Here is a 24,070-nt window from a genome sequence, read left to right on the forward strand (position 1 = left end):
TCCGTTACCGAAAGCCGGGGTGGTGCATGACGCCACCCCGGCTTTTTCAATGGCCCGCCGTGCGCGCCTTGCTCGTGCAACTGGTCGCACTGCTGCCCACCGCCGCGCTGGGCGTGACGCTCGACGCGTTCGGCCACGGCCTGAGCCTGCTGGAAGCCGCCGTGCTGCAGGGCGCCATCGCCATGCTGATCACCTGGAAGATCGGTCTGGCGCCGTGGTGGCGCATCATCGAGCTGCTGTTCCCGGTCGCGCTGCTGGCGGCATTGGCACTGCGCCTGCCGCCGATCCTGTTCCTCGCCGTGTTCATCGTACTGCTGGGCTGGTACTGGTCCACGTTCCGTACCCAGGTGCCCTATTTTCCTTCCAGGCCGGCGGCCTGGCATGCTGTCGAAGCCTTGCTGCCCGCGCGCCCCGGGGTGCGCGTGATCGATGTCGGGAGCGGGCTGGGCGGATTCACGCTGCACCTGGCGCGGGTCCGCCCGGATGCCGAATGCGCCGGCATCGAACTGGCGCCGGTGCCGTATTTATATTCGAGGTGGCGCGCCAGGATAAGCGGCAGCCGCGCGCGGTTCATCCGCGGCGATTATGAAAAGATTCATTTCGGCGACTATGACCTGGTGTTTGCTTATTTATCACCGGCGGTAATGTCGGGCTTATTTGACAAGGCTCGCCGGGAAATGAAAGTTGGCAGTCTGTTAGTGAGTTACGAATTTAATATCCCGGGTTTCAAGCCGGACAAGACCATCTTTACCACAGAGGGGGCGCCACCACTATTTGTTTGGGCGTTTTGATTGGCTTTCCCTTGCGAGGCCGGCTTTCTCACGCTATTGTAGTTCCCTGTGGAATTATTTTGCGGCGCCCCTGTTTTGCCGTGGTATCCGGTTGCCCCACTACTTCATAGGAGTTTGCAGGCTTGCTATTAATTATTGGTTATCTCGTGGTCTGTGCCAGCGTGTTCGGCGGCTACGCAATGTCTGGCGGGCACCTTGCAATCCTGTTCCAGCCATTGGAACTGGTGATGATCGGCGGCGCTGCCCTGGGTGCCCTTTTCGTCGGCAACAACAACAAGTCCCTCAAGGCCACGCTGGCCGCGTTGCCCACGCTGCTCAAGGGCTCGCGGTACACGAAGGAACTGTACATGGACCTGATGTCGCTGCTGTTCGACATCCTGTCGAAGGTGCGCAAGGAAGGCCTGATGTCGATCGAAGGCGACATCGAGACGCCGGAACAGAGCCCGCTGTTCTCCAAGTACCCGTCGGTGCTGGAGGACCACCATATCGTGGAATTCATGACCGATTACCTGCGCCTGATGGTGTCCGGCAACATGGATGCGTTTCAGATCGAAAACCTGATGGACAACGAACTGGAAACCCACCATCACGAAGGTGCCGTGCCGGCGCACGTGATCGCCAAGCTGGGCGATGGCCTGCCGGCCTTCGGTATCGTGGCGGCGGTGATGGGCGTGGTGCACACGATGGAATCGGTGGGCATGCCGCCTTCCGAGCTGGGCCTGCTGATCGCCAAGGCGCTGGTCGGTACCTTCCTCGGTATCCTGCTGGCCTACGGTTTCGTCGGCCCGCTGGCCAGCCTGCTGGAGCAGAAGCTGGAAGAGTCGTCCAAGATGTTCCAGTGCGTGAAAGTCACGCTGCTTGCCAGCCTGAACGGCTACGCGCCGGCGCTGGCGGTCGAATTCGGCCGCAAGGTCCTCTACTCGACCGAGCGCCCCACGTTCGCCGAGCTGGAAGATCACATCAAGAAGTCCAAGTCGAAATAAGTGATGGGCGTGAATATCCTGACGGGGAGCACATACCATGGCTGATGAAGGCCTGCGGCCCATTATCGTCAAGCGCATCAAGAAGGGCGGCGGCGGTCACCACGGCGGCGCGTGGAAGATCGCGTATGCCGACTTCGTGACGGCGATGATGGCGTTTTTCCTGCTGATGTGGCTGCTGGGTTCGACCACCAAGGGCGACTTGAACGGGATTTCGGAATTCTTCAAGACGCCGCTGAAGGTGGCCATGCAGGGCGGTTCGGGCAGCGGCGACAGCTCGTCCGTGATCCCTGGCGGCGGCAAGGACCTGACGCGCAAGGATGGCCAGGTGAAGGGCGGCGACGATCCGGCGACGACCAAGAAGACCTTCAACCTGACGGCCGCGAAACAGGCCATGGAACGGGAAGAAACGCAGCGCCTGCAGGGGCTGAAGGAGCGCCTGCAGCAGAAGATCGAGAATTCGCCGGCGCTGCAGAAGTTCAAGAACCAGCTCTTGCTCGACTTCACCAGCGAAGGCTTGCGGATCCAGATCGTGGATGAGCAGAACCGGCCCATGTTCCCCAGCGCGAAGGCCGAGCTGGCCGGCTATACCCGCGAGATCCTGCAGGAGATCGGTCCGATCCTGAACGACGTGCCGAACAAGATCGGCCTGTCCGGCCATACCGATGCCACGCCGTATTTCTCGGAAAACGGCTACAGCAACTGGGAACTGTCGGCCGACCGCGCCAATGCGTCGCGGCGCGCGCTCGTTCAGGGCGGGATGCAGGACAATAAGGTGATGCGCGTGGTTGGCCTGGGATCGGCCGTGAACCTGGACCGCAAGGATCCGTTCAATCCGATCAACCGGCGCATCAGCATCATCGTGATGAACAAGAAAACCGAAGAGGGCCTGATGCGCGATGCCGGCAAGCTGGAGATCGGTACCGGCGACGGGGCGGCGCAGGAAGCGACGCAGGAAGCGGCACCGCCAGTGCCGCTGGCACGGCAATAAGAAGCAAACCACGCAAGAAGCGTCAACGCGAGATTTACATGAACAGAAAAAAAATCCTCGGCTCCCACGTGAAGCGCCTGCTGTCCGGTGTGTCGGACCACGGCAAGCGGCACCTGACGGAGGTGGAGACCGACCTGCTGCAGACCAACCTGCTGCTGGAAGAAGCCATCGAGAAGCTGTCGCAGAACTTCATGGCGATCCACTCGGCCGTGAATGACCAGCAAGGCACGATCCGCCTGCTGCTCGACGGCGGCACGCCGTCGCTCGACGCCAAGGAAAAGCTCGAGGCCATGAACGACCAGGTCGGCACGTATGTCAACGCGGCGATCACCAGCATGCAGTTCCAGGACATGACGAGCCAGCTGATCGACCGCACCCTGAAGCGCGTGACGGGCCTGCGCGAGTTCCTGGCCACGCTGGGCGCCCATGGCGCCGAGATGAATCCGGACAGCGACAACGACGAGATGGTCGAGCTGCTGGGCAAGGTCAGCATGGCGCTGGCGATCCAGAGCCTCGAATTGCGCAATGTACTGCGCAAGGCCGTCAGCCAGAAGCACCTCGAGAGCGGCGACATCGAGCTGTTCTGAGCACGACGCCGGCACAACCAGATAAACCACAGCGGGCCACCAAGCGCCGCCATTCAGCAATAGTAGATAAGTGAGATAACAACATGGCTAAAACGATTCTTGCGGTTGACGATTCCAGCTCCCTGCGCCAGATGGTGGCGTTCAGCCTGAAGGCCGCCGGCTACCAGGTGGTGGAAGCCGTCGACGGCGTGGACGGCCTGGAAAAAGCCAAGCAGGGCGCCGTGGACCTGGTGCTGACCGACCAGAACATGCCGAAGATGGATGGCTTGCAGCTCATCAAGAGCCTGCGCGAACTGCCCGCCTACGCCAAGACGCCGATCCTGATGCTGACGACCGAGTCGTCCGACGAGATGAAGGCCAAGGGCCGCGCGGCCGGCGCCAACGGCTGGCTGGTCAAGCCGTTCGATCCGCAGCGCCTGATCGAGGTGGTCAAGAAGGTCATCGGCTGATCATGCGTGCCGCAAGCCTGGCAAACAGCATTCGCGGAGTAGCGCCATGACCATCGATATAAGCCAGTTCTTCCAGGTCTTCTTCGACGAGGCCGAGGAACTGCTGGCTGAAATGGAGCGGCTGCTGCTGGCGGTCGACGTCGACGCGCCGACCGAGGAAGACCTGAACGCGATCTTCCGCACCGCCCACTCGGTGAAGGGCGGCGCCGGCACGTTCGGCCTGACCGACATGACCGAAGTGACGCACATTCTCGAGACCCTGCTGGACCGGATCCGCAAGGGCGAGATGGCGCTCACGCTCGACCATGTCGACGCCTTCCTGGCCGCCAAGGATGCGCTGAAGATGCAGCTCGACGGCCACCGGCTGGGGACCCCGGTCGACCAGGATGCCGTGGGCGACGTGCGGATGATGCTGCAGCACCTGGCGCAGGACGTCCAGGTGGAAGCGATCGCCCACGTGGCGCCGGCCTTCCAGGGAGCCGCCACGGAAGGCGAGACGGTCGACCACAGCGGCGGACGCCGCTGGCGCCTCGAGCTGCCGAAGATGGCGCACCGCGAAGTGACCGCGCTGGCGGCCGAGCTGGGCCTGCTGGCCCACGTGGTCGTCACGCCGATCGACAATGACCGCAACGCGATGGTCGTCACCACGCATGAAAGCCTGGACGACATCGTGGCGATCTGCTCGTTCGTGCTGAACACGGAAGACATGCACATCGTCGAGCTGCCGCCCCTGACGGACGAGCAGGCGGCGCTGGAGCAGGCCGCCCGCAAGGAAGTCGAGGACGATCTCGGCTACGGCTTCTTCGAGCCCCTCACGTCCGCGGAAAAGACGGCGACGCAATCCGGCGAGGGCTACGGTTTCTTCCAGCCCCTGGAAGAGATCCGTGCCAGCGCCGCGAGCGGCAGCGAAGACGCGCGCGGCTACGGCTTCTTCCAGCCGGTCGAGCAGATCCGCGCCGCCGCGGGCATCAAGGACACCCCGCCGGCCGAGCAGGCCGCCGAGGACCGCAAGGCACTGAAGAAGGAAGTGGAGAAGGCCGCTGCCGCCGTCTCGCAGGGCCCGGGCGCCGAATCGTCGTCGATCCGCGTGTCCATCGAAAAGGTGGACCAGCTGATCAACCTGGTGGGCGAACTGGTGATCACGCAGGCCATGATCGAGCAGCGCGTCGATGCGCTGGACCCGATGGTGCACGAGAAGCTGCTGGCCTCGGTGGGCCAGCTGACACGCAACACCCGCGACCTGCAGGAAGCGGTGATGTCGATCCGCATGATGCCGATGGACTTCGTGTTCTCGCGCTTCCCGCGCATGGTGCGCGACCTGGCCCACAAGCTGGGCAAGAAGGTCGATTTCATCACCAACGGCGCGGCCACGGAACTGGACAAGGGCCTGATCGAGCGCATCGTCGATCCGCTGACGCACCTGGTGCGCAACAGCATCGACCATGGCATCGAGATGCCCGACGTGCGGCGCGCCGCCGGCAAGGCCGACGCGGGCCGGCTGTTCCTGTCGGCTTCGCACCAGGGCGGCAACATCATCATCGAGGTATCGGACGATGGCGGTGGCCTGAACCGGGAACGCATCCTGGCCAAGGCGAAGCAGAACGGCCTGCCGGTGTCGGACGCGATGCCCGATGCCGAGGTGTGGCAGCTGATCTTCGCGCCGGGCTTCTCGACCGCCGAGCAGGTGACCGACGTGTCCGGCCGCGGCGTGGGCATGGATGTCGTCAAGCGCAACATCACGGCGATGGGCGGCACGGTCGACATCCGCTCGGCGAAGGGTTTCGGCACCACGATCTCGATCTCGCTGCCGCTGACGCTGGCGATCCTCGACGGCATGTCGATCCGGGTGGGCGAGGAGGTGTACATCCTGCCGCTGGGCTTCGTGGTCGAGTCGCTGCAGCCCGAGCGGAAGGATGTGCGCGAGATCACCGGCAAGGGCCGCGTCGTCAAGGTGCGCGGCGAATACCTGCCGCTGATCCCGCTCTACCAGATGTTCGGCATCGCGCCGCGCTTCTCCGAGCCGTGGGAAGGGATCCTGGTGATCCTGGAAACCGAAGGCAGGAAGGCGTGCCTGTTCGTCGACGAACTGGTCGGCCAGCAGCAGGTGGTGGTGAAGAACCTGGAATCGAATTACCGCAAGGTGGCCGGCATCTCCGGTGCCACCATCCTCGGCGACGGCGGGGTGGCACTGATCCTGGACGTGGCGGCGCTGATCCGTTCGTCGCGCCAGCTGGTCGGCGAAGCCACGCTGAGCGAGTTGGGCTGATGGACCGGATGCGGGTTGAACGACCCGTATCGAACGAGCGGAATCGGACTGCGCGATTTGAACCACGCGAATGAACCACGCGAATGAACTACGCGAATTGAACTACCCGAATTGAACTACCGAATTGAACACCATGAATAGCAAAGGATACAACATGGCAGACGCAAACCAGCATGCCGACATCGCGGGCCACGAGTTCCTGGCCTTCACGTTGGGCAAGGAAGAATACGGCATCGACATCCTGAAGGTGCAGGAAATCCGCGGCTACGAAGCGGTGACCCGCATCGCCAACGCGCCGGAATTCATCAAGGGCGTGATCAACCTGCGCGGCATCATCATCCCGGTGGTGGACATGCGCATCAAGTTCCGCCTGGGCGAGCCGGTGTACGACCAGTTCACCGTGGTGATCATCCTGAACATCAATGGCCGCGTGGTGGGCATGGTGGTGGACAGCGTGTCCGACGTAACCACGCTGGAACCGGACCAGATCAAGCCGTCGCCCGAAATGGGCACCGTGTTCTCGTCCGAGTACATGATCGGCCTGGGTACCGTCGGCGAACGGATGCTGATCCTGATGGACATCGACAAGCTGATGTCGAGCCCCGAGATGGGCCTGATGGACAAGACCGCCGCATAAACGGCATCGAATGACACACGGCGGCCAGCTCCGGCAGAGGGCGTACCGCACCTATCGGAAAACGGGTATTGACATGAACGTACGGAACTTCAAGATCGGCACGCGCCTCGGCATCGGATTCGGCATCATCCTGCTGATCCTGGTGGCGCTGGTGCTGACCGCCAACGGACTGAATCACCGCAACAAGTCGCAGCTGAACGAGGGGCTGGAACTGACCAGCGCCAAGAACCGCGCGGCCATCGCGATGAAGGCGGCGATGCTGGAATCGGGCATCGCCATGCGCAACATCGGCCTGCAGTCCGACGTCGAGCTGATGCAGAAGGAAGAAGCCAAGGTCAAGGCGCAGCAGGCGCGCTATGCGGAAGCGCTGGGCAAGCTGGAAAAGCTGGGCCTGGACGACGCCGAAAAGAAGGTGCTGGTCGACCTGGCGGCGCTGGACAAGGATGTCGACGCGGCGTTCAAGGATGCGATGGCGCAGGTGATGGCCTTCAATGCCGAAGGCGCGACGAAGATCATCTCGGGCCGCATCGACCCGCTGAACACGCGCGCGCTGGAAGCGCTGAACCGCCTGGTGGACCTCCAGCATGCGGCCATGAAGACGCTGCAGGAACGCTCGGTGGAAGCGGATAACCGCGTGCTGATGCTGACGCTGCTGCTGGGCGCGCTGGGCGTGGCGGTCGGCGTCGTGTGCGCGGTCTTCACGACCCGCTCGATCACCGTTCCGCTGGCCGGCGCCGTCGAGGTGGCGCAGCGCGTCGCCGCCGGCGAGCTGACCTCGCGCGTGGTGGTCGAGGGCAAGGATGAAACCAGCGAACTGCTGCAGGCGCTGAAGGACATGAACGACAGCCTGGTGAAGACCGTGGGCCAGGTGCGCAGCGGTACCGAGACCATCGCGCTGGCCTCGCAGGAAATCGCCTCGGGCAACGCCGACCTGTCGGCGCGCACCGAAACCCAGGCCAATTCGCTGGGCGAGACGGCTTCGTCGATGGGCACGCTGACGTCGACCGTGAAGCAGAACGCCGACAACGCGCGGCAGGCCAACCAGCTGGCCGTCACCGCGTCGTCGGTGGCGGAAAAGGGCGGCCAGGTGGTATCGCAGGTGGTCGACACGATGGGCTCGATCAAGGCCAGTTCGTCGAAGATCGTCGACATCATCGGCGTCATCGATGGCATCGCCTTCCAGACCAACATCCTGGCGCTGAACGCCGCGGTGGAAGCGGCACGCGCCGGCGAGCAGGGCCGCGGTTTCGCGGTGGTCGCTTCCGAAGTGCGCAACCTGGCGCAGCGTTCGGCCAGCGCGGCCAAGGAAATCAAGGCGCTGATCGACGATTCCGTGACCAAGGTCGATGCCGGCGGCAAGCTGGTCGACGAAGCGGGGCAGACCATGGGGCTGATCGTCACGTCGATCCGCCAGGTGGCCGACATCATGGGCGAGATCACCGCCGCCACGCAGGAACAGAGCCAGGGCATCGAGGAAGTCAACATGTCGATCGCGCAGATGGACGACATGACGCAGCAGAACGCGGCACTGGTGGAACAGGCGGCTGCCGCGGCCGAGAGCATGCAGGACCAGGCGCAGCGCCTGGCCGAGGCGGTGGCGATCTTCAAGCTGGGCGGTGAAGCAACCGCGGCGCTCCCGGCGGTGGCCAGCACCAAGCCAGCCTTCAGGCCGGCCGCGAAGCCGGCCGTGCTCCCTGCCGCCAAGGCGGCGCCGAAACCGGCAAGCAAGGTGGCCGTGGCCTCGCCGGCGGTGAAGAAGACCGCCGCCACGCCGGCGGGCGATGACTGGGAAGAGTTCTGAGCCCCCGGGAGCGATGATGTCCAGAGATACCGTCAAGGAATTCGACTTCAACGGCCGCGACTTCGAGCGCGTGCGTGGACTGATCTACAAGCGGGCCGGCATTTCGCTGGCCGACAGCAAGCAGGAGATGGTCTACTCGCGCCTGGCGCGCCGGCTGCGGGCGACCGGCATCACGTCGTTCGCCAAGTACCTGGACGACCTGGAAGCGGGGCGCATGCCCACCGAATGGGAATCGTTCACCAACGCGCTGACGACGAACCTGACGTCGTTCTTCCGCGAGGCGCACCATTTTCCATTGCTGGCCGAGCACGTGAAGAAGCACAAGGGTGAAACGCTCAATATCTGGTGCTCGGCCAGTTCCACGGGCGAGGAACCGTACTCGATCGCGATCACCGTGTGCGAGGCGCTGAATACGCTGACGCCGCCGGTGCACATCATCGCCACCGATATCGACACCAACGTGCTGGCCACGGCCGCCAACGGCATCTATCCGATCGAACGGATCGAGAAGCTGACGGCCGAGCAGCAACGCCGGTTCTTCCTGAAAGGGAAGGGCGACAAGGCAGGCATGGTGCGGGCCCGCCCGGAACTGCGCCAGCTGATCACGTATCGTCCGCTGAACCTGCTGGAAGAGCGGTGGGACATCCGCGGGCCGTTCGACGTGATCTTCTGCCGCAATGTGATGATTTACTTCGACAAGGCCACGCAGCGCAAGATCCTGTCGCGCTTCGTGCCCCTGATGAAACCCGACGGCCTGCTGTTCGCCGGGCACTCCGAGAATTTCCTGTATGTGTCGGACTCCCTGAAGCTGCGCGGCAAGACCGTGTATGAGCTGGACAATGCCGCGCGGGTCGCCGTGCAGCAGCGGGCTTGAGGGCGCGAGCGCAATTGAAAGACACATGATGGACAATGAACACATCGCCACCAACGTCTACTACGACCGAACGTTCGACTGCGAGGCGGCGAAGATCCTGCCGGGCGAATACTACTTCACGCAGAAGGACATGCTGATCGTGACCGTGCTGGGATCGTGCGTCTCGGCCTGCATCCGCGACCGCGTGTCCGGCCTGGGCGGCATGAACCACTTCATGCTGCCCGATGGCGGCGCGGATGCGAACAGCCCGGTGTCCGCGTCGGCCCGCTATGGCACCTATGCGATGGAAATCCTGATCAACAGCCTGCTGAAATCGGGCGCCCGGCGCGACAACCTGGAAGCCAAGGTATTCGGCGGCGGCGCGGTGCTGAAGGGTTTCACCGCCATGAACGTGGGCGAGCGCAACGCGGCATTCGTGCAGACCTTCCTGCGCAACGAGCGCATTCGCGTGGTGGCCGAGGATTTGAACGACATCTACCCGCGCAAGGTGTATTTCTTCCCCCGCAGCGGCAAGGTGCTGGTGAAGAAGCTGATGCAATCGCATAACGATACGCTGGCCAAGCGCGAAATCGAGTACGCCAGCCGCCTGAAGAAGCAGCCGGTCGCCGGCGAAATCGAGTTGTTCTGACTGGCCCCTTTCTGACTGCTACGTCACACGACGCTGTGATACGTGACGCTGTGATACGTGACGCTGTGATACGCGACGCTGTGATACGTGACGCTGTGATACAAGGTACTTCGAGGTATTTATGAAAATCAAGGTCGTCGTCGTCGACGATTCCGCGCTGATCCGCAGCGTGATGACGGAAATTATCAACAGCCAGCCGGACATGGAAGTGGTCGGCACGGCGCCCGATCCGCTGGTCGCGCGCGAGCTGATCAAGCAAACCAATCCGCACGTGCTCACGCTCGACGTGGAAATGCCGAAGATGGATGGCCTGGATTTCCTTGAAAAGCTGATGCGCCTGCGGCCCATGCCGGTGGTGATGGTGTCGTCGCTGACCGAGCGCGGCTCGGAGATCACGATGCGCGCGCTGGAACTGGGCGCCGTGGACTTCGTGCAGAAGCCGAAGATCTCGATCCAGACCGGCATGCGCGAGTATGCCGACCTGATCGCCGACAAGATCCGTGGCGCCGCCAAGGCCCGCATCCGGGCGCGCACGCTGCCCCAAGCGGGCGCCGAAGGGCACGCACCCCTGCCACAATTACGCAATCCGCTGATGTCGTCCGAAAAACTGATCATCGTCGGTGCGTCGACCGGCGGCACCGAAGCGATCCGCGAATTCCTGATGCAGATGCCGTCCGACTGCCCGGGGATCCTGATCACGCAGCACATGCCGGAAGGGTTTACGCGCTCGTTCGCGAAGCGCCTGGATTCGCTGTGCAAGATCTCGGTGCAGGAAGCGCAAGGCAACGAGCGCGTGCTGCCGGGCCATGCCTATATCGCGCCCGGCCACTCGCACCTGCTGCTGGCGCGTTCCGGTGCGAACTACATGACCAAGCTCGACAACGGCGAGCCGGTGAACCGGCACCGGCCCTCGGTGGATGTGCTGTTCCGCTCGGCCGCGCAGCACGCCGGCAAGAACGCGGTGGGCGTGATCCTGACCGGCATGGGCAAGGATGGCGCGGCGGGCATGCTGGAGATGAAGGGAGCCGGGGCGTATAATTTTGCGCAGGACGAAGCCAGTTGCGTGGTGTTCGGCATGCCGCGCGAGGCGATCGCGGTCGGCGCCACCCATGAGGTCGGCGCATTGCAGGCGCTGCCGGGCATGGTGCTGGGCTACCTGGCGCAGCACGGCATGCGTGCCTTGCGAGTGTAATAGAACATAAAGAACATAAAGAACAGGGCTCATCGGCCCGCCCGGTGGATACTGGCCGGGCATGATGGGCGTGAGTAGGTGGGGCCGGGCCGGATTCGGCGCGGGGGCTGGGCAAATCCGGCGCGAGTTTCATGCGGATTTGCGCGATCCCGGCGCGAACCTTGCGCAATATGGATGCGATATTGGCGTGATAGATACGGATGTGGTTTTTTCAGGGGCAATTAGGGTGTGCTTCATTCCCTAGAGGCAACTTAAATGCTATCCTTCAAAGATGCTGGTGGCGCGACCCAAACCGACACTCATTATTTATAACCGCGTAGAGAAACAACGGAGCAATTCATGGCTGATCCAAAGATGAAATTTCTGGTAGTAGACGACTTCTCGACGATGCGCCGCATTGTCCGGAATCTGTTGAAAGAACTGGGTTATGCCAATGTGGACGAAGCCGAGGATGGCGTGATGGCCCTGGCCAAGCTGCGCTCGGAACAGTTCGACTTCGTCGTGTCCGACTGGAACATGCCGAACATGGATGGCCTGACCATGCTGCAGAACATCCGTGCCGATCCCGCGCTGGCCAAGCTGCCGGTGCTGATGGTGACCGCCGAGGCCAAGAAGGAAAACATCATCGCGGCGGCCCAGGCCGGCGCCAATGGCTACGTCGTCAAGCCTTTCACGGCGGCCACGCTGGATGAAAAGCTGAACAAGATCTTCGAAAAACTCGGAGCCTGATCCATGGTTGAGCAAGCCGGCGGTGCCGTCGTCAACGGCGCGGATCCGCATGAAGAGTTCCTGGCGCGCATCGGTCACATGACCCGTGCGCTGCACGAGAACCTGCGCGGGCTGGGCCTGGACAAGCTGATCGAGAAGGCGGCCGAGGATATCCCCGACGCCCGCGATCGTCTCGACTACGTGGCGCGCCTTTCCGAGGACGCAGCCCAGAAAGTCCTCAACGCCACCGACGAAGCCGGCCCGTTGCAGGACCGCATCTGCAGCGATGCCAAGGAATTGTCCGGTGCCTGGCAGGCCCTGCTGGATGGCCAGGGCAATGACGGGAATGACAGCGCCGAGTGGCGCGCCCTGGCGCAGCGTACCATCGCGAGCCTGGCCGCCACCACCGAAGCCACCGGGGCCACCAAGGGCCACCTGATGGACATCATGATGGCGCAGGACTTCCAGGACTTGACCGGCCAGGTGATCAAGCGCGTGACCGCCATCGCGCAAAACCTCGAAAAGCAGCTGGTCCAGACGCTGATCGACTTCGCGCCCGAGCAATTGAAGAAGGAGCTCGACACCGGCCTCCTCAACGGTCCGCAGATCGACAAGGCGAAAGACGGCGTGGTGGCCGACCAGAGCCAGGTCGACGACCTGCTCGACAGCCTCGGCTTCTGATCCCGGGCGGGCCACGCGGCTCGCTTTCCCTCATTCCCATGCACCAGACGCATTTCCTCGTTCGCGAGCCCTTGCTCGACCCGCAGCAGCGCGTGGTCGGCTATGAACTTGCCTGGCAGCTCGATGCCAGCGCGGCGCCCACGCTGGCCGAGCTGGAAGACCTGGTCGGCTTCGTCGCCGCCCATGTCAACGATGCCGAGCGGGGCTGGCTGCTGCGCGACAAGACGCTGTTCCTGCAGGCGGTGCCCGGCATGCTGTCCACGGATGCGCTGCACGACCTGCCGCCGCAGCACACGGTCCTGTCGATCCGCACCGCCGAACTGGCCAATCCCGATACGCTGGCCGCCGTGCGCGCGCTACGCGCCGGCAATGTCGGCATCCTCCTGCGCAACTGCGACCTGGCGCGTGCCGGCAACCGGCTGCCGATGATCGCGTCGTACGTCGAAGTGCGCTTCACGGGAGCCGACGTGGCCGCCCAGGCGCGCGCCTATGCGGCGCTGAAGCAGTCGTCGGTGCGGATGGTGGGCCGGCCCGTGGCCACCTGGGCGGACTTCGATGCCTGCGCCGCGCTGGGCATCGATGCCTTTGTCGGCAAGCTGCACCTGACACCGCGGCCGGGAACCGACGTCAAGGGCATGAACCCGGCACAGACCACCATCCTGCAGCTGATGCAGATGGTGCAGGCCAATGCCGACGTGCCGAAGATCGAGAGCGTGCTGAAACGCGATGCCGCGCTGTCGTACAAGTTGCTGCGCTACATCAACTCGGCCGGCTTCGGTGCCGGCCGGGAAATCCAGTCGCTCCGGCAAGCCATCGCGCTGCTGGGCTACCAGCCCCTGTACCGCTGGCTGACGCTGCTGCTCGCTACCGCCAGCACGAGCGGCTATTCGCCGGTGCTGCTGGAAACGGCCGTGGTGCGCGGCCGCCTGGCGGAACTGCTGGGCCTGGCCGCACTGGGCCGAGCCGATGCCGAGAACATCTTCGTCGCCGGCATGTTCTCGCTGCTGGACCGGCTGCTGGGGATCCCCATGAAGGAAGTGCTGGAAGCGGTGCCGCTGTCCGCGGAAATCGTCACCGCGCTGCTGGAGCGGGGCGGCCGGTTCGGCCCGTACCTGGCGCTGGCCGAGGCGTGCGAGCTCAACTCCAGTCTCGTCGCTTCGCTGGCCGCCTCGCTGCAGCTGACGCCCGAAGAAGTCAACAAGGCGCACCTGTCGGCGCTGGCGTGGACGCAGAACGTCACCGGCTGAACATCCGAAGGCGAAAACCGCGCCACCAAAAACGGTGACAGTCACCATTTTCCCTGCAATGTTTCACGAGAACCGGTGACAGGCTCCGAGTTCCCTGCAATGTTTCCGTAAAAACGGTGACAGGCTCCATTTCCCAGGAAATATTTCCCGGAAAATGGAGCCTGTCACCGATTTTTTTGAAACAGTCGCGTCGCGGAAGAGGGACCCTGCGTCAGATTTCCAGGTTGTCGATCAGGCGCGTGGTGCCCAGCTTCGCGGCAGCCAGCACGACCAGCGGTTCGCCCTGCGCCAGGTCGCCGGCGTTCGGCGGTTGCAGGTCGGCGCGCTTGCGGATGCTGATGTAGTCCGGCTTCCAGCCGCGCGCGGCCAGCTCGTCCATTGCCTTGTGCTCGAGCTGGAACACGTCCAGGTGGCCCGCGCGCATTTCATTGGCGACGAAATTGAGCGCGTTGTACAGCGCGGGCGCTTCGGCGCGCTCGGCGGCGGACAGGTACATGTTGCGCGACGACAGCGCCAGGCCATCTTCCGCGCGGAACGTTTCGGCGCCGATGATCTGCGTCGGCAGCGCGAACTGGCGCGACATGTTCCGCACGATCATCAACTGCTGGTAATCCTTCTTGCCGAACACGGCCACTTTCGGCTGTACGCACGAGAACAGCTTCGTCACCACCGTGCAGACACCGTTGAAGAAGCCCGGGCGGAATTCGCCTTCCAGGATATTGCCCAGGCCATCCGGCGGCTGCACGCGGTATTCCTGCGGTTCCGGGTACAGATCCTTTTCGGTCGGCGCGAACAGCACGTACACGCCTTCCTTTTCGAGCTTTTCCACGTCGGCCTGGAAAGTGCGGGGGTATTTGTCGAAATCCTCGTTCGGACCGAATTGCAGGCGGTTCACGAAGATCGATGCCACGACGGGGTCGCCATGCTTGCGCGCCAGCCGCATCAGCGACAGGTGGCCTTCATGCAGGTTGCCCATCGTGGGCACGAACGCGGTGCGCAACTGGCCCGAGAGCTGGTCACGCAGTTCTTCGATGGAGGAAATGATTTTCATAATGTTCTTCTTGGTTCAGACGAAAATTCGGGACACGCAGCCGCGCCGCGGGCTTCATGCCGGAGAATACGCGAGACGCACGTAGATCGGGGCAAACGGTTCGGCCTGGGTAATCTCGATCAGGGTTTCCTTCGCCAGTTCCAGCATCGCCACGAAATTGACGACCAGGACCGGCACGCCGCTGCCGGGGTCGAACAGGTCGGCAAATTCGACGAAGCGCTGCGATTGCAGGCGGCGCAGGATGTTCGTCATGTGCTCGCGCACCGACAGTTCTTCGCGCGAAATCCGGTGATGCTGCTTCAGCGTGGCCCGTTTCATCAGGCCGCGCCAGGCCGCCTGCAAGTCCGCCGGGCTGACGTCGGGCCAAGCTGGCGCCAGGCTCTGCTCGATGAAGATCTGCGTGCGGACGAAGTCGCGGTCGACCTGCGGCAGCGTGTTCAAATCGTAGGCGGCTAGCTTGATCTGCTCGTATTCCAGCAGGCGGCGCACCAGTTCCGCGCGGGGATCCTCGGCTTCGAGCTCGATGTCGTGCGGGCGCTGCGGCAGCAGCATGCGCGACTTGATCTCGATGAGCATGGCCGCCATCAGCAGGTACTCGGCCGCCAGCTCCAGGTTCGACAGCCGGATCTGCTCGACATATTTCAGGTATTGCAGCGTGACCTGGGCCATCGGGATATCCAGGATATTGAAATTCTGGCGGCGGATCAGGTACAGCAACAGGTCGAGCGGACCTTCGAAAGCGTCGAGGAAGATTTCCAGCGCGTCGGGCGGGATGTACAGGTCGTTGGGCAGCTTCAGCAGCGGCTCGCCGTACAGACGCGCGAAACCAGCGCCTTCGGCATGAGCCGTGGCGCTGTCTTCGACCGGCTGCGCCGCGGCGGGCGCAGCCGGCACTGCGGCGGTCACGCTGTCTTGCGTGCCGTCCGCCGCATCCTGTGGCAGCATGCGTGCCGTCCCGAAGGATCAGAGTTTGTTCTGGTAGACGTAAGGCTGTTGTGCGATGCGAGAAGCGCGCTGGCGGGATTGCTCATCCAGCGAAGTGGGTTCCTTGTCCCACAGCAGGGAACGGCCCTGCTGCTGGCCCGCTTCGATGCTCGGGTTCTTTTCCTTGAGAGCCTTGATGAACTGGGTGTGATCGGACTCGTAACCGCGGTGTTGTTTGAACAGGAGTTTCATATCGTGAAAGAAGGGTGAAAACCAGCGGCTATTCTACCGCGCTGCGGCATGCTCAAGGGAATTTCCGGAATGTCTTGTCCGCATTTCTGGCTTCGCTGCAACGGCTTGCCGGATCGGTTATTCTTTCCTGCAATGAATTCACGCCTGACACTCCGCACCGCCGGCCTCCTGACAATCGCGCCCCTGCTGTGGGCCGGCAACGCCATCGTGGGACGGCTCGTGCACGACCTCGTGCCGCCGATGACGCTGAACTTCCTGCGCTGGCTGCTCGCGCTGGGGATCCTGCTGCCGCTGGCGGGGCCGGTGTTCGGCCGCGATAGCGGACTGTGGCGGCACTGGCGCCGCTACGCCTTGCTGGGCCTGCTTGGCGTCGGTATGTATAACGCGCTCCAGTACCTGGCGCTGCAAACCAGCACGCCGATCAACGTCACACTGGTCGCGGCCGGCATGCCCGTGTGGATGATGGCAACCGGCTGGCTGTTCTTTGGCGCCAGCGTATCGCGCAAGCAGATGATCGGCGCCGTGCTGTCGATCGGCGGCGTATTGGTCGTATTGGCGCGCGGTGAATGGCACCATTTGATGGAATTGCGCCTGGTGGCCGGCGACCTGTTCATGATCCTGGCGACGATCGCCTGGTCCCTGTATAGCTGGCTGCTGATACGGACGTCGGAACCGGCCGAATTGAAGAGTAACTGGGCGTCGTTCCTGGTGGCCCAGGTGGGATTCGGTGTCGCATGGTCCGGTTTATTCGCGGCCGGTGAATGGGCATTCACGGATGCGGTCATCCACTGGAATGGCACATTGCTCGCCGCACTGGTGTATGTGGCCATCGGCCCGGCAATCATTGCATTCCGCTGCTGGGGTGCAGGTGTACAACAAGCGGGCCCGGCAATTGGCGCATTCTTCAGTAACCTGACCCCGCTGTTCGCCGCGCTGATGTCGTCCGCATTTCTCGGCGAGGCGCCGCACATCTACCACGGCATTGCATTCGCATTGATCGTCGGCGGTATTGTCGTGTCATCACGCCGCGCATCATGAGTGCGCCCGGCTCGATATAGACCTGTTATCTTGGCGTCCTCCCCACGCATGCGGAGGCACCATGTTCAAAAAGCTCGCCGCCATCGCCGCGGTGCAATCGATATTGCTCGCCTGCCTTGCCGCATGCGACCAGTCGACACCGCCGAAACCGCCCAAACCCATTGCGGAGCAAACCCAGCAAGATAGCCGGCCCTGAGCGCCGGCTTTTTTCATTTCGCGGCAAAAACATTTTCCAAGTTTGACCGGCATTCCTTCCGAAAACATTTCCAAACACCGGGGTCAGACCCCGATCTGAGGAAACATTTCCAAATACCGGGGTCAGACCCCGATCTGAGGAAACATTTCCAAATACCGGGGTCAGACCCCGATCTGGGGAAATGTTTCCAAAAATAGGGGACAGTCCCCATTTTCTGGAAATCTTTCCGCCACAGCAACGGAAACAAGGCCTAACCGCCCGGTCTATGCTACTTTATCGTCCGATCATGCCGAAAGCTGGCATGAGGTGGCCGAAACAGCCGGGCGGTGTCACCGCACCACAACAATCAACGGAGGGTACGGCGCATGACCAGCGGGGCGGCTTCCAGCGGGTTGGCGTGGGAATATTCCAGCTCTTCGGCAAGCTCGAAGGAAAAGGCGGAATAGAAGTCGACCAGCTTGCGCTGATCGCTGCGCACGGCGAGGCGCAATTCGCCGATGCCGCTGTCGATGCCGTGGTGAATCACGGCTTCCAGTAAATGCTGGGACAGGTTATTGCCGCGGTAATCCGGCAGGATCCCCATCCTTAATATTTCCCAGCAATCCGTTTCGGTCTCGTGGGGCAACCAGCGCACGGAACCGATCGGTTCTTTTTCGTTCAATAAAAGAAAACCGCCGCCCTGGCGCAGGTGTTCTGCGACGAGGACGGCGGTTTCCCGGTGGCCACTGGAAGTGACGCTGACTTTACCGGCCCACGCATTGCGCGTGAGGCCGGCAATTATCGGTGCGTCGTCATCAAAGGCAGTCCGGACGACAAATTTCATCGTTGACGAGAATCCCTGTTATCGGATGCGCATGCCCGGCTCGGCGCCCGGCCATGGGTTGAGGATATAAATGCCGGGATTGGCTTTTTCATCCGCGGCGGATGCGGCCAATACCATGCCTTCGGAAACGCCGAATTTCCCCATCTTGCGCGGCGCCAGGTTGGCCACCAATACCGTCAATTTGCCGACGAGATCGGCCGGCTGGTACATCGACTTGATGCCGGAGAAAATATTGCGGTGGCGGCCTTCGCCCACGTCCAAGGTGAGGCGCAGCAGTTTCTCGGAACCTTCCACGTGTTCGCAATTAACGATCTTCGCGATCCGCAAGTCGATCTTCATGAAATCGTCGATCTTGATTTCCGGTGCCAATTCCTCGATACCGGTGGCGGAGCCCGCATCGGCAGCCGGTGCCGAAGCCGCGGCCGGCGCGGCGGCGGAGGCAACCGGAGCGGCCACGGCGGCCGGCTTCGGCGCATCGAACAGCTCGTCGATCATCTTGGCATCCACCCGGGTCATCAGGTGGCTGTAGGCGCCGATGGTGCGGCCCAGCATGGCCGACGATGCCGCTTCCACGCCCGTATCGGCCCATGTCAGGCTGGCATCGTTCAGGAATGCCTGCACTTTCGCCGCCACGCCCGGCAGCACCGGCGACAGCAGGATGGTCAGCTGGCGGAACAGGATCAGCGCCGTCGTGCAGACGTCGTGCAGCTCGGCCAGCTTCGTTTCATCCTTGGCCAATACCCAGGGCTTGTTTTCATCGACGTACTGGTTCGTCACGTCGGCGATTTCCATGATCTCGCGCAGCGCCTTGCCGAATTCGCGGCTCTCGTAGCTCAGCGCGATCGAATCGGCGCGGACGTGGCCTTCGGCATCCGTCAGTGCGCGCTTGATCCAGCCCAGCGAGGTATCGGACAACTGCGCCGACAGCTTGCCATCGAATTTCTTGGCAATGAAACCGGCGCAGCGGCTGGCGATATTGACATACTTGCCGATCAGGTCCGAATTGACGCGGGCAACGAAATCCTCGCCCGTGAAGTCCAGGTCTTCCACCTTGGAATTGAGCTTGAAGGCGATGTAATAACGCAGCCATTCCGGATTCATGCCCAGGTTCAGGTAGCGCAGCGGCGAAATGCCGGTGCCGCGCGACTTGGACATTTTTTCATTGTTCACGGTCAGGTGGCCGTGCACATTGACTTTCAGGTTGTCGATCACCGGGTGGTCGGCGAATTTCAGCATCGCCGGCCAGAACAGCAGGTGGAACGAGACGATATCCTTGCCGATGAAGTGGATCTGCTCGGCGGCCGGGTCGCGCAGGAAGGCGTCGTAATCGATGCCTATCTTGCTGAAGTAATTCTTCAGCGACGCCAGGTAGCCGACCGGCGCATCCAGCCACACATAGAAGAACTTGCCCGGCGCGTCGGGAATCGGGATGCCGAAATAGGGCGCGTCGCGGGAAATATCCCAGTCGGCCAGCTTTTCGCCGGCTTCGCCCAGCCATTCCGATACCTTGTTGACCATCTCCGGCTGCAGCCGGCCCGGGGTATTGAGCCAGTCGCGCAGGAATTCAAAGCAGCGCGGGTCCGACAGCTTGAAGAAATATTGTTCGGAAGGCTTCAATACGGGCGTGGCATTGGTGAACACGGAATACGGATTCACCAGGTCGGTCGGCTGGTAGGCGGCGCCGCACACTTCGCAATTGTCGCCATACTGGTCCTTCGCGCCGCATTTCGGGCATTCACCCTTGATGTTGCGGTCCGCCAGGAACATGCCCTTCACCGGGTCGAAGAAGCGGTCGACGGTTTTCGTCTGGATCAGGCCATTGTCGCGCAGCTTGCGGTAGATCCCCTGCGACAGCTCGACGTTTTCCGGCGAATCGGTGGAATACCAGTTATCGAAGGCGATATGGAAACCGTCCAGGTACTGGGCGCGGCCGGCGGCGATCTTGGCCACGAATTCCTGCGGCGTGATGCCTTCCTTTTCGGCGGCGATCATGATCGGCGTGCCGTGGGTATCGTCGGCGCCGACGAAATGTACTTCGCGCGGCCGGAATTCACCTTCCACCACATCGCGCTGCATTCGCTGGAAACGGACCCAGATGTCGGCCTGGATATATTCCATCATGTGGCCGATATGGAAGGCGGCGTTTGCGTAGGGCAGGGCGGTGGTGACGAACAGCTTGCGAGTCATGGTCAGCGCGAAGAAATGATATAAAAGGACCATTTTACCAGCCCATGCGGCGGCGTGCGGGCTTGCTTGACCTCATGTCCCCAGCCGATTTGCGCTAGACTTCCGCTTCAATCACGGAGATTTACATGAGCATCACAGTCGAAGACGTCAAGGCAGCCCTGTCCCGGGTGGTCGATCCCAACACCACCAGGGATTTCATCGCCACCAAGTCGGTCCGCAACCTGAAAGTGGACAATGGCCAGATCAGCCTGGACATCGAGCTGGGTTATCCGGCGAAAACCCAGATCGAGCCGATCCGCGCCAGTGTGCTGGAAGCACTGCAAGCCTTCGGCCTGCCGGTCAACCTGAATGTCTACAGCAAGATCATCGCCCACACGGTGCAGCGCGGCCTGAAGCCGCTGCCCAATGTCAAGAACATCATCGCCGTCGCTTCCGGCAAGGGCGGCGTCGGCAAGTCGACCACCGCCGTCAACCTGGCGCTGGCCCTGGCCGCCGAGGGCGCCACGGTCGGCGTGCTCGATGCCGATATCTATGGTCCTTCGCAGCCGATGATGCTGGGCGTGTCCGGCCGCCCGATCACCAAGGATGGCAAGTCGATGGAGCCGATGGAAAACCACGGCGTGCAGGTGTCGTCGATCGGCTTCCTGATCGACCCGGACGAGCCGATGGTGTGGCGCGGCCCGATGGTCACGCAGGCGCTGCAGCAGCTGCTCGACCAGACCAACTGGCGCGACCTCGACTACCTCGTCATCGACATGCCGCCGGGCACCGGCGACATCCAGCTGACGCTGTCCCAGAAGGTACCGGTGACGGGCGCGGTGATCGTCACCACGCCGCAGGACATCGCGCTGCTGGATGCTCGCAAGGGCCTGAAGATGTTCGAGAAGGTCGGCATCCCGATCCTGGGCGTGGTGGAAAACATGAGCACGCACATCTGCTCGAACTGCGGCCATGTCGAGGAAATCTTCGGCGCCGGCGGCGGCGAGAAGATGACCCAGGATTTCAAGGTGGACTTCCTGGGCAAGCTGCCGCTGAAGATGTCGATCCGCGAGCAGACCGATTCGGGCAAGCCCACGGTGGTGGCCGACCCGGATGGCGCGGTGGCCGGCATCTACCGGGAAATCGCCCGCAAGGTGGCGATCCGCGTGGCGGAAAAGGCCAAGGACATGAGCAGCAAGTTCCCCACCATCGTCGTGAAGAACGACTAAGCGGATGAGGCACGCCACCGTTCTCGCCGCCCTGCTTGCCGCCGTGCCTGTGGCCGCGCCGGCGTTCGCGCAACCGGCCGCCTGGCAGCCACAGGCCAGCGGCACGCAGGCGGAGCTGCGCGGCCTGTCGGTCGTCAGCCCCACGGTGGCCTGGGCCAGCGGCGCGAAGGGCACCGTGCTGCGCACCGTCGATGGCGGTACGTGGCGCGTGCTGGCGGTGCCGGGGGCGGAGAAGCTGGACTTCCGCGACATCCATGCGATCGATGCCGATACGGCGATCGTGATGAGCGCCGGCCCCGGCGACGCGTCGCGCATCTACCGCACGGCCGATGGCGGCGCGACGTGGCAGCTGGCCATCACCAATCCCGAGCCGCGCGGCTTCTGGGACGCGATCGCGTTCTGGGATGCGCGGCGCGGCATCCTGTTCGGCGATCCGGTCGATGGCCGCTTCCAGGTGCGCGTCACGCACGACGGCGGCGCCACGTGGCAGCCGGTGACCGACGAGACAGGCTTGCGCGCGCTGCCCGACGAGGGAGCGTTCGCGGCCAGCGGCACGTGCCTGACCGTGGCCGGCAGCGGCGATGCATGGTTCGCCACCGGCGGCGCGCAAAACCCGCGCGTGTTCCACTCGAAGGATGGCGGTCGCACCTGGCAGGCCGCCGCGGTGCCGGTGGCTGCCGGCGCGCCGGCCCGCGGCCTGTTCTCCGTGGGGTTCCGCGATGCGCAGGTGGGCATCGCGGCGGGTGGCGACTACAAGGAAGTCGCCATGGCGGGCGTGAACGGTGCCCGCAGCGAGGATGGCGGTGCCAGCTGGACGCCCGTGCAGGTACTGCCGGCCGGCTACATGTCGGTGGTGGTGCCGGTGCGCGGCGCCGCCGACACGTTCGTGGCCGCGGGCCTGGCCGGTTCCGGTTATTCCGGCGATGCCAACAAGAGCTGGACGGTGCTGGACCGCACGCCGGTCAACACCGTCGGCTTCGCTTCGCCGTCGGCCGGCTGGGCCGTCGGGCCGAAAGGTATCGTCCTGAAGTACACGGGCGCGCCGCTGGGCAAGTGACAACGCCTGCTGCTTTACCCTTGTAGATCACTTTGCTTTTGCAAACGCCGTATCGAGTCCCGGCGCGGTAACGCGCCCGCGGTCATTGGTGGCGGCGAAACGCAGTTCGGCATCCATCGACGTGACGAACCAGGCACCGTCCGGCGCCGCGTAGAGCGGTTCCGCGGCGCCTTCGCGCAGCGCGACGGTCAGCCCGTCGCCGCTGCGGGCGATCGTGAAGTCGCCCAGGCCTTCGATCACGTACTTGCCGGGCAGCGCCGCCAGGGCCGCTGCGGGCGTGGCGATCGCCGTGCGCACCTTGGCCCGCTGGGTCGGCCAGTTGTAGGCGCTGGCAACCGCGCGCACGAGGGCGCCCGCCAGTTCGCCGCCCCGGTCGCCGTTGGTCATCACGGCCACCCCGTCGCCCCGTTCCGTGTACGCGATCAAGGTGTTCTGGTACCCCGCGTTGGCGCCGCCGTGGCTGAACGATTGCGCCTGGCCGGTGCCGTCGATGCGCCAGCCCAGGCCGAAGTCGTCCAGCACCGGCGCCAGCATCAGCTGCGTCATCGATTGCGACAGCACCTTGTTCGATTGCCCCGCCGCCGACAGCCTGACCTCGATCGCCAGTTTCGCCAAGTCGGACGGCGTGGACCACAGGCCGGCCGCCGCCAGTTCCGGATAGGTGTGCGGGCCGCCGGCGATCGGCTTGCCACTGCCGTCGTGGGGCAGGGCAGCGCGTGCCAGCAGCGCGGGTGGCAGCGGTTGCGCGAACGTGCTGTCGTTCATCGCCAGCGGTTTCAGCACGGTATCCTGCGCCACCTGCGCGAATCCGGATTTGGTGCGTTCGCCGATCACATACTGGATGACCTCGTATCCGCCGCCGGAATAGCGCCACTTCGTGCCCGGTTTCGTGGCCACGTGCACGCCGCGCGTATTGGCCGGCGCGGCGCCGTTCAGCAGCTGCACCAGCGTCGGCACCTTGGCCCCCGCCGCGTAGCCGGGGAAGCCATGCACGGTGGTGCCGGCCGTGTGCGACAGCAGCTGGCGCAGCGTGACAGGAGAATTGTCGACCTTGTTCGGCAGCTTCCACCACTGGGTGTAGCCATTGATGTTGGCGTCCAGCGCCAGCGTGCCCCCTTCCACCAGCTTCAGCGCGGCCAGCGCGGCGACCGGCTTGCTGATCGAGCCGGCCTGGAACAGCGTGCCCGGCGTGACGGGGGCGCCGCCCGGCGTCACCACGCCATATCCCTTGGCCCATTCGATTTCGCCGGCATGGATCACGGCGATGCTGGCACCCGGCACGCCGAGGCGGGCCATTTCATCGGCCAGCCGGCGCTGCACCGGCGCGGCGCCCTCGATCACGACGGCCGGCTGCAAACCGCTTTCCACGGCGGCGATGCGCGCCGCCAGGCCGGGGTCGGTGGCGGCAGGCGCGGGCAGCGCGCAGAACAGGAGAGGGAGAAGGGGCAGGAGTGGCAGGCGCGATGGGTGGTTCAAGGGCGGCTCCGGAAGTCGGGGGACGT

Annotated in this window: 24 protein-coding genes; 18 read left to right on the top strand and 6 right to left on the bottom strand. The window is 63.6% G+C overall.

Translation table 11 applies throughout. The annotated features are described in order from the left end of the window. Window positions 1-26: 26 nt before the first annotated feature. The 14 genes from EYF70_RS07240 to EYF70_RS07305 all read left to right on the top strand — a co-directional run bounded on the left by EYF70_RS07240 (window position 27) and on the right by EYF70_RS07305 (window position 13,832). The gene (locus EYF70_RS07240) at window positions 27-791 is read left to right on the top strand and encodes an SAM-dependent methyltransferase (RefSeq protein WP_131144808.1); all 765 of its coding nucleotides are present in this window, start codon (window positions 27-29) and stop codon (window positions 789-791) included. 122 nt (window positions 792-913) lie between these two features. Next, the gene (gene motA / locus EYF70_RS07245; RefSeq protein WP_131144809.1) at window positions 914-1,774 is read left to right on the top strand and encodes a flagellar motor stator protein MotA; all 861 of its coding nucleotides are present in this window, start codon (window positions 914-916) and stop codon (window positions 1,772-1,774) included. A gap of 37 nt (window positions 1,775-1,811) precedes the next feature. Beyond that, window positions 1,812-2,762: a flagellar motor protein MotB gene (gene motB / locus EYF70_RS07250; protein WP_131144810.1), complete on the top strand. Its 951-nt coding sequence runs from the start codon at window positions 1,812-1,814 to the stop codon at window positions 2,760-2,762. Window positions 2,763-2,800: 38 nt separating this feature from the next. Then, window positions 2,801-3,349 (top strand): chemotaxis protein, encoded by a 549-nt coding sequence (locus tag EYF70_RS07255; RefSeq protein ID WP_131144811.1) that lies wholly within the window; start codon window positions 2,801-2,803, stop codon window positions 3,347-3,349. 83 nt (window positions 3,350-3,432) lie between these two features. Further along, the gene (locus tag EYF70_RS07260) at window positions 3,433-3,798 is read left to right on the top strand and encodes a response regulator (protein WP_131144812.1); all 366 of its coding nucleotides are present in this window, start codon (window positions 3,433-3,435) and stop codon (window positions 3,796-3,798) included. 46 nt (window positions 3,799-3,844) lie between these two features. Further along, window positions 3,845-6,064, top strand: a complete 2,220-nt coding sequence (gene cheA / locus EYF70_RS07265) for a chemotaxis protein CheA (protein ID WP_131144813.1) — start codon at window positions 3,845-3,847, stop codon at window positions 6,062-6,064. A gap of 154 nt (window positions 6,065-6,218) precedes the next feature. Beyond that, window positions 6,219-6,701 carry a chemotaxis protein CheW gene (locus tag EYF70_RS07270; RefSeq protein ID WP_137313842.1) on the top strand — a complete coding sequence of 161 codons (483 nt, stop codon included), beginning with the start codon at window positions 6,219-6,221 and terminating at the stop codon, window positions 6,699-6,701. Between the two features lie 73 nt (window positions 6,702-6,774). Next, entirely contained in the window at window positions 6,775-8,502 is a 1,728-nt protein-coding gene (locus tag EYF70_RS07275) for a methyl-accepting chemotaxis protein (RefSeq protein ID WP_131144815.1), read from the top strand. A 16-nt stretch (window positions 8,503-8,518) separates the two neighbouring features. Continuing rightward, window positions 8,519-9,376 carry a CheR family methyltransferase gene (locus tag EYF70_RS07280; RefSeq protein WP_229420737.1) on the top strand — a complete coding sequence of 286 codons (858 nt, stop codon included), beginning with the start codon at window positions 8,519-8,521 and terminating at the stop codon, window positions 9,374-9,376. A gap of 28 nt (window positions 9,377-9,404) precedes the next feature. Further along, entirely contained in the window at window positions 9,405-10,004 is a 600-nt protein-coding gene (gene cheD, locus EYF70_RS07285) for a chemoreceptor glutamine deamidase CheD (protein WP_131148944.1), read from the top strand. Window positions 10,005-10,125: 121 nt separating this feature from the next. Further along, the gene (locus tag EYF70_RS07290) at window positions 10,126-11,196 is read left to right on the top strand and encodes a protein-glutamate methylesterase/protein-glutamine glutaminase (RefSeq protein WP_131144817.1); all 1,071 of its coding nucleotides are present in this window, start codon (window positions 10,126-10,128) and stop codon (window positions 11,194-11,196) included. 339 nt (window positions 11,197-11,535) lie between these two features. Further along, window positions 11,536-11,925: a chemotaxis response regulator CheY gene (cheY, locus tag EYF70_RS07295; protein ID WP_131144818.1), complete on the top strand. Its 390-nt coding sequence runs from the start codon at window positions 11,536-11,538 to the stop codon at window positions 11,923-11,925. A gap of 3 nt (window positions 11,926-11,928) precedes the next feature. Beyond that, a complete protein-coding gene (gene cheZ / locus EYF70_RS07300; RefSeq protein ID WP_131144819.1) occupies window positions 11,929-12,585 on the top strand; it encodes a protein phosphatase CheZ in 657 nt (218 codons plus the stop codon). A gap of 38 nt (window positions 12,586-12,623) precedes the next feature. Continuing rightward, window positions 12,624-13,832: an EAL and HDOD domain-containing protein gene (locus EYF70_RS07305; protein ID WP_131144820.1), complete on the top strand. Its 1,209-nt coding sequence runs from the start codon at window positions 12,624-12,626 to the stop codon at window positions 13,830-13,832. Between the two features lie 211 nt (window positions 13,833-14,043). Here EYF70_RS07305 and panC read toward each other — a convergent pair whose 3' ends face one another. Genes panC through EYF70_RS07320 form a run of 3 tightly spaced genes read right to left on the bottom strand, consistent with a single transcriptional unit; the run spans window position 14,044 to window position 16,059 of the window. Then, window positions 14,044-14,883, bottom strand: a complete 840-nt coding sequence (gene panC, locus EYF70_RS07310; RefSeq protein ID WP_131144821.1) for a pantoate--beta-alanine ligase — start codon at window positions 14,881-14,883, stop codon at window positions 14,044-14,046. Between the two features lie 54 nt (window positions 14,884-14,937). Beyond that, a complete protein-coding gene (locus tag EYF70_RS07315; RefSeq protein ID WP_131144822.1) occupies window positions 14,938-15,828 on the bottom strand; it encodes a segregation and condensation protein A in 891 nt (296 codons plus the stop codon). Between the two features lie 18 nt (window positions 15,829-15,846). Continuing rightward, window positions 15,847-16,059: a DUF3460 family protein gene (locus EYF70_RS07320; protein ID WP_131144823.1), complete on the bottom strand. Its 213-nt coding sequence runs from the start codon at window positions 16,057-16,059 to the stop codon at window positions 15,847-15,849. Between the two features lie 132 nt (window positions 16,060-16,191). Between EYF70_RS07320 and EYF70_RS07325 the strand changes: the two genes are divergently transcribed. Continuing rightward, window positions 16,192-17,097 carry a DMT family transporter gene (locus EYF70_RS07325; protein WP_131148945.1) on the top strand — a complete coding sequence of 302 codons (906 nt, stop codon included), beginning with the start codon at window positions 16,192-16,194 and terminating at the stop codon, window positions 17,095-17,097. A gap of 61 nt (window positions 17,098-17,158) precedes the next feature. Further along, a complete protein-coding gene (locus tag EYF70_RS31825; protein WP_259772419.1) occupies window positions 17,159-17,293 on the top strand; it encodes a hypothetical protein in 135 nt (44 codons plus the stop codon). A 346-nt stretch (window positions 17,294-17,639) separates the two neighbouring features. Here the strand turns inward: EYF70_RS31825 and EYF70_RS07330 are convergent, their stop codons facing one another. Both EYF70_RS07330 and metG read right to left on the bottom strand, forming a co-directional pair. After that, window positions 17,640-18,116, bottom strand: coding sequence for a GNAT family N-acetyltransferase (locus tag EYF70_RS07330; protein ID WP_131144824.1), 477 nt, complete (start codon window positions 18,114-18,116; stop codon window positions 17,640-17,642). A gap of 18 nt (window positions 18,117-18,134) precedes the next feature. After that, complete coding sequence (metG, locus tag EYF70_RS07335; protein ID WP_131144825.1) at window positions 18,135-20,303, bottom strand: methionine--tRNA ligase; 2,169 nt, start codon at window positions 20,301-20,303, stop codon at window positions 18,135-18,137. 125 nt (window positions 20,304-20,428) lie between these two features. Here metG and apbC point away from each other — a divergent pair, with 125 nt between their 5' ends. Together apbC and EYF70_RS07345 are read left to right on the top strand one after the other, a co-directional pair. After that, entirely contained in the window at window positions 20,429-21,511 is a 1,083-nt protein-coding gene (gene apbC, locus EYF70_RS07340; RefSeq protein WP_131144826.1) for an iron-sulfur cluster carrier protein ApbC, read from the top strand. A gap of 4 nt (window positions 21,512-21,515) precedes the next feature. Continuing rightward, window positions 21,516-22,568, top strand: a complete 1,053-nt coding sequence (locus EYF70_RS07345) for a WD40/YVTN/BNR-like repeat-containing protein (RefSeq protein ID WP_131144827.1) — start codon at window positions 21,516-21,518, stop codon at window positions 22,566-22,568. 27 nt (window positions 22,569-22,595) lie between these two features. On the opposite strand, the gene EYF70_RS07350 is transcribed toward EYF70_RS07345, so the two are convergent. Next, the gene (locus EYF70_RS07350) at window positions 22,596-24,044 is read right to left on the bottom strand and encodes a serine hydrolase domain-containing protein (RefSeq protein ID WP_131144828.1); all 1,449 of its coding nucleotides are present in this window, start codon (window positions 24,042-24,044) and stop codon (window positions 22,596-22,598) included. Between the last annotated feature and the right edge of the window lie 26 nt (window positions 24,045-24,070).

The sequence above is a fragment of the Pseudoduganella albidiflava genome (assembly GCF_004322755.1).
Lineage (GTDB): Bacteria > Pseudomonadota > Gammaproteobacteria > Burkholderiales > Burkholderiaceae_D > Rugamonas > Rugamonas albidiflava.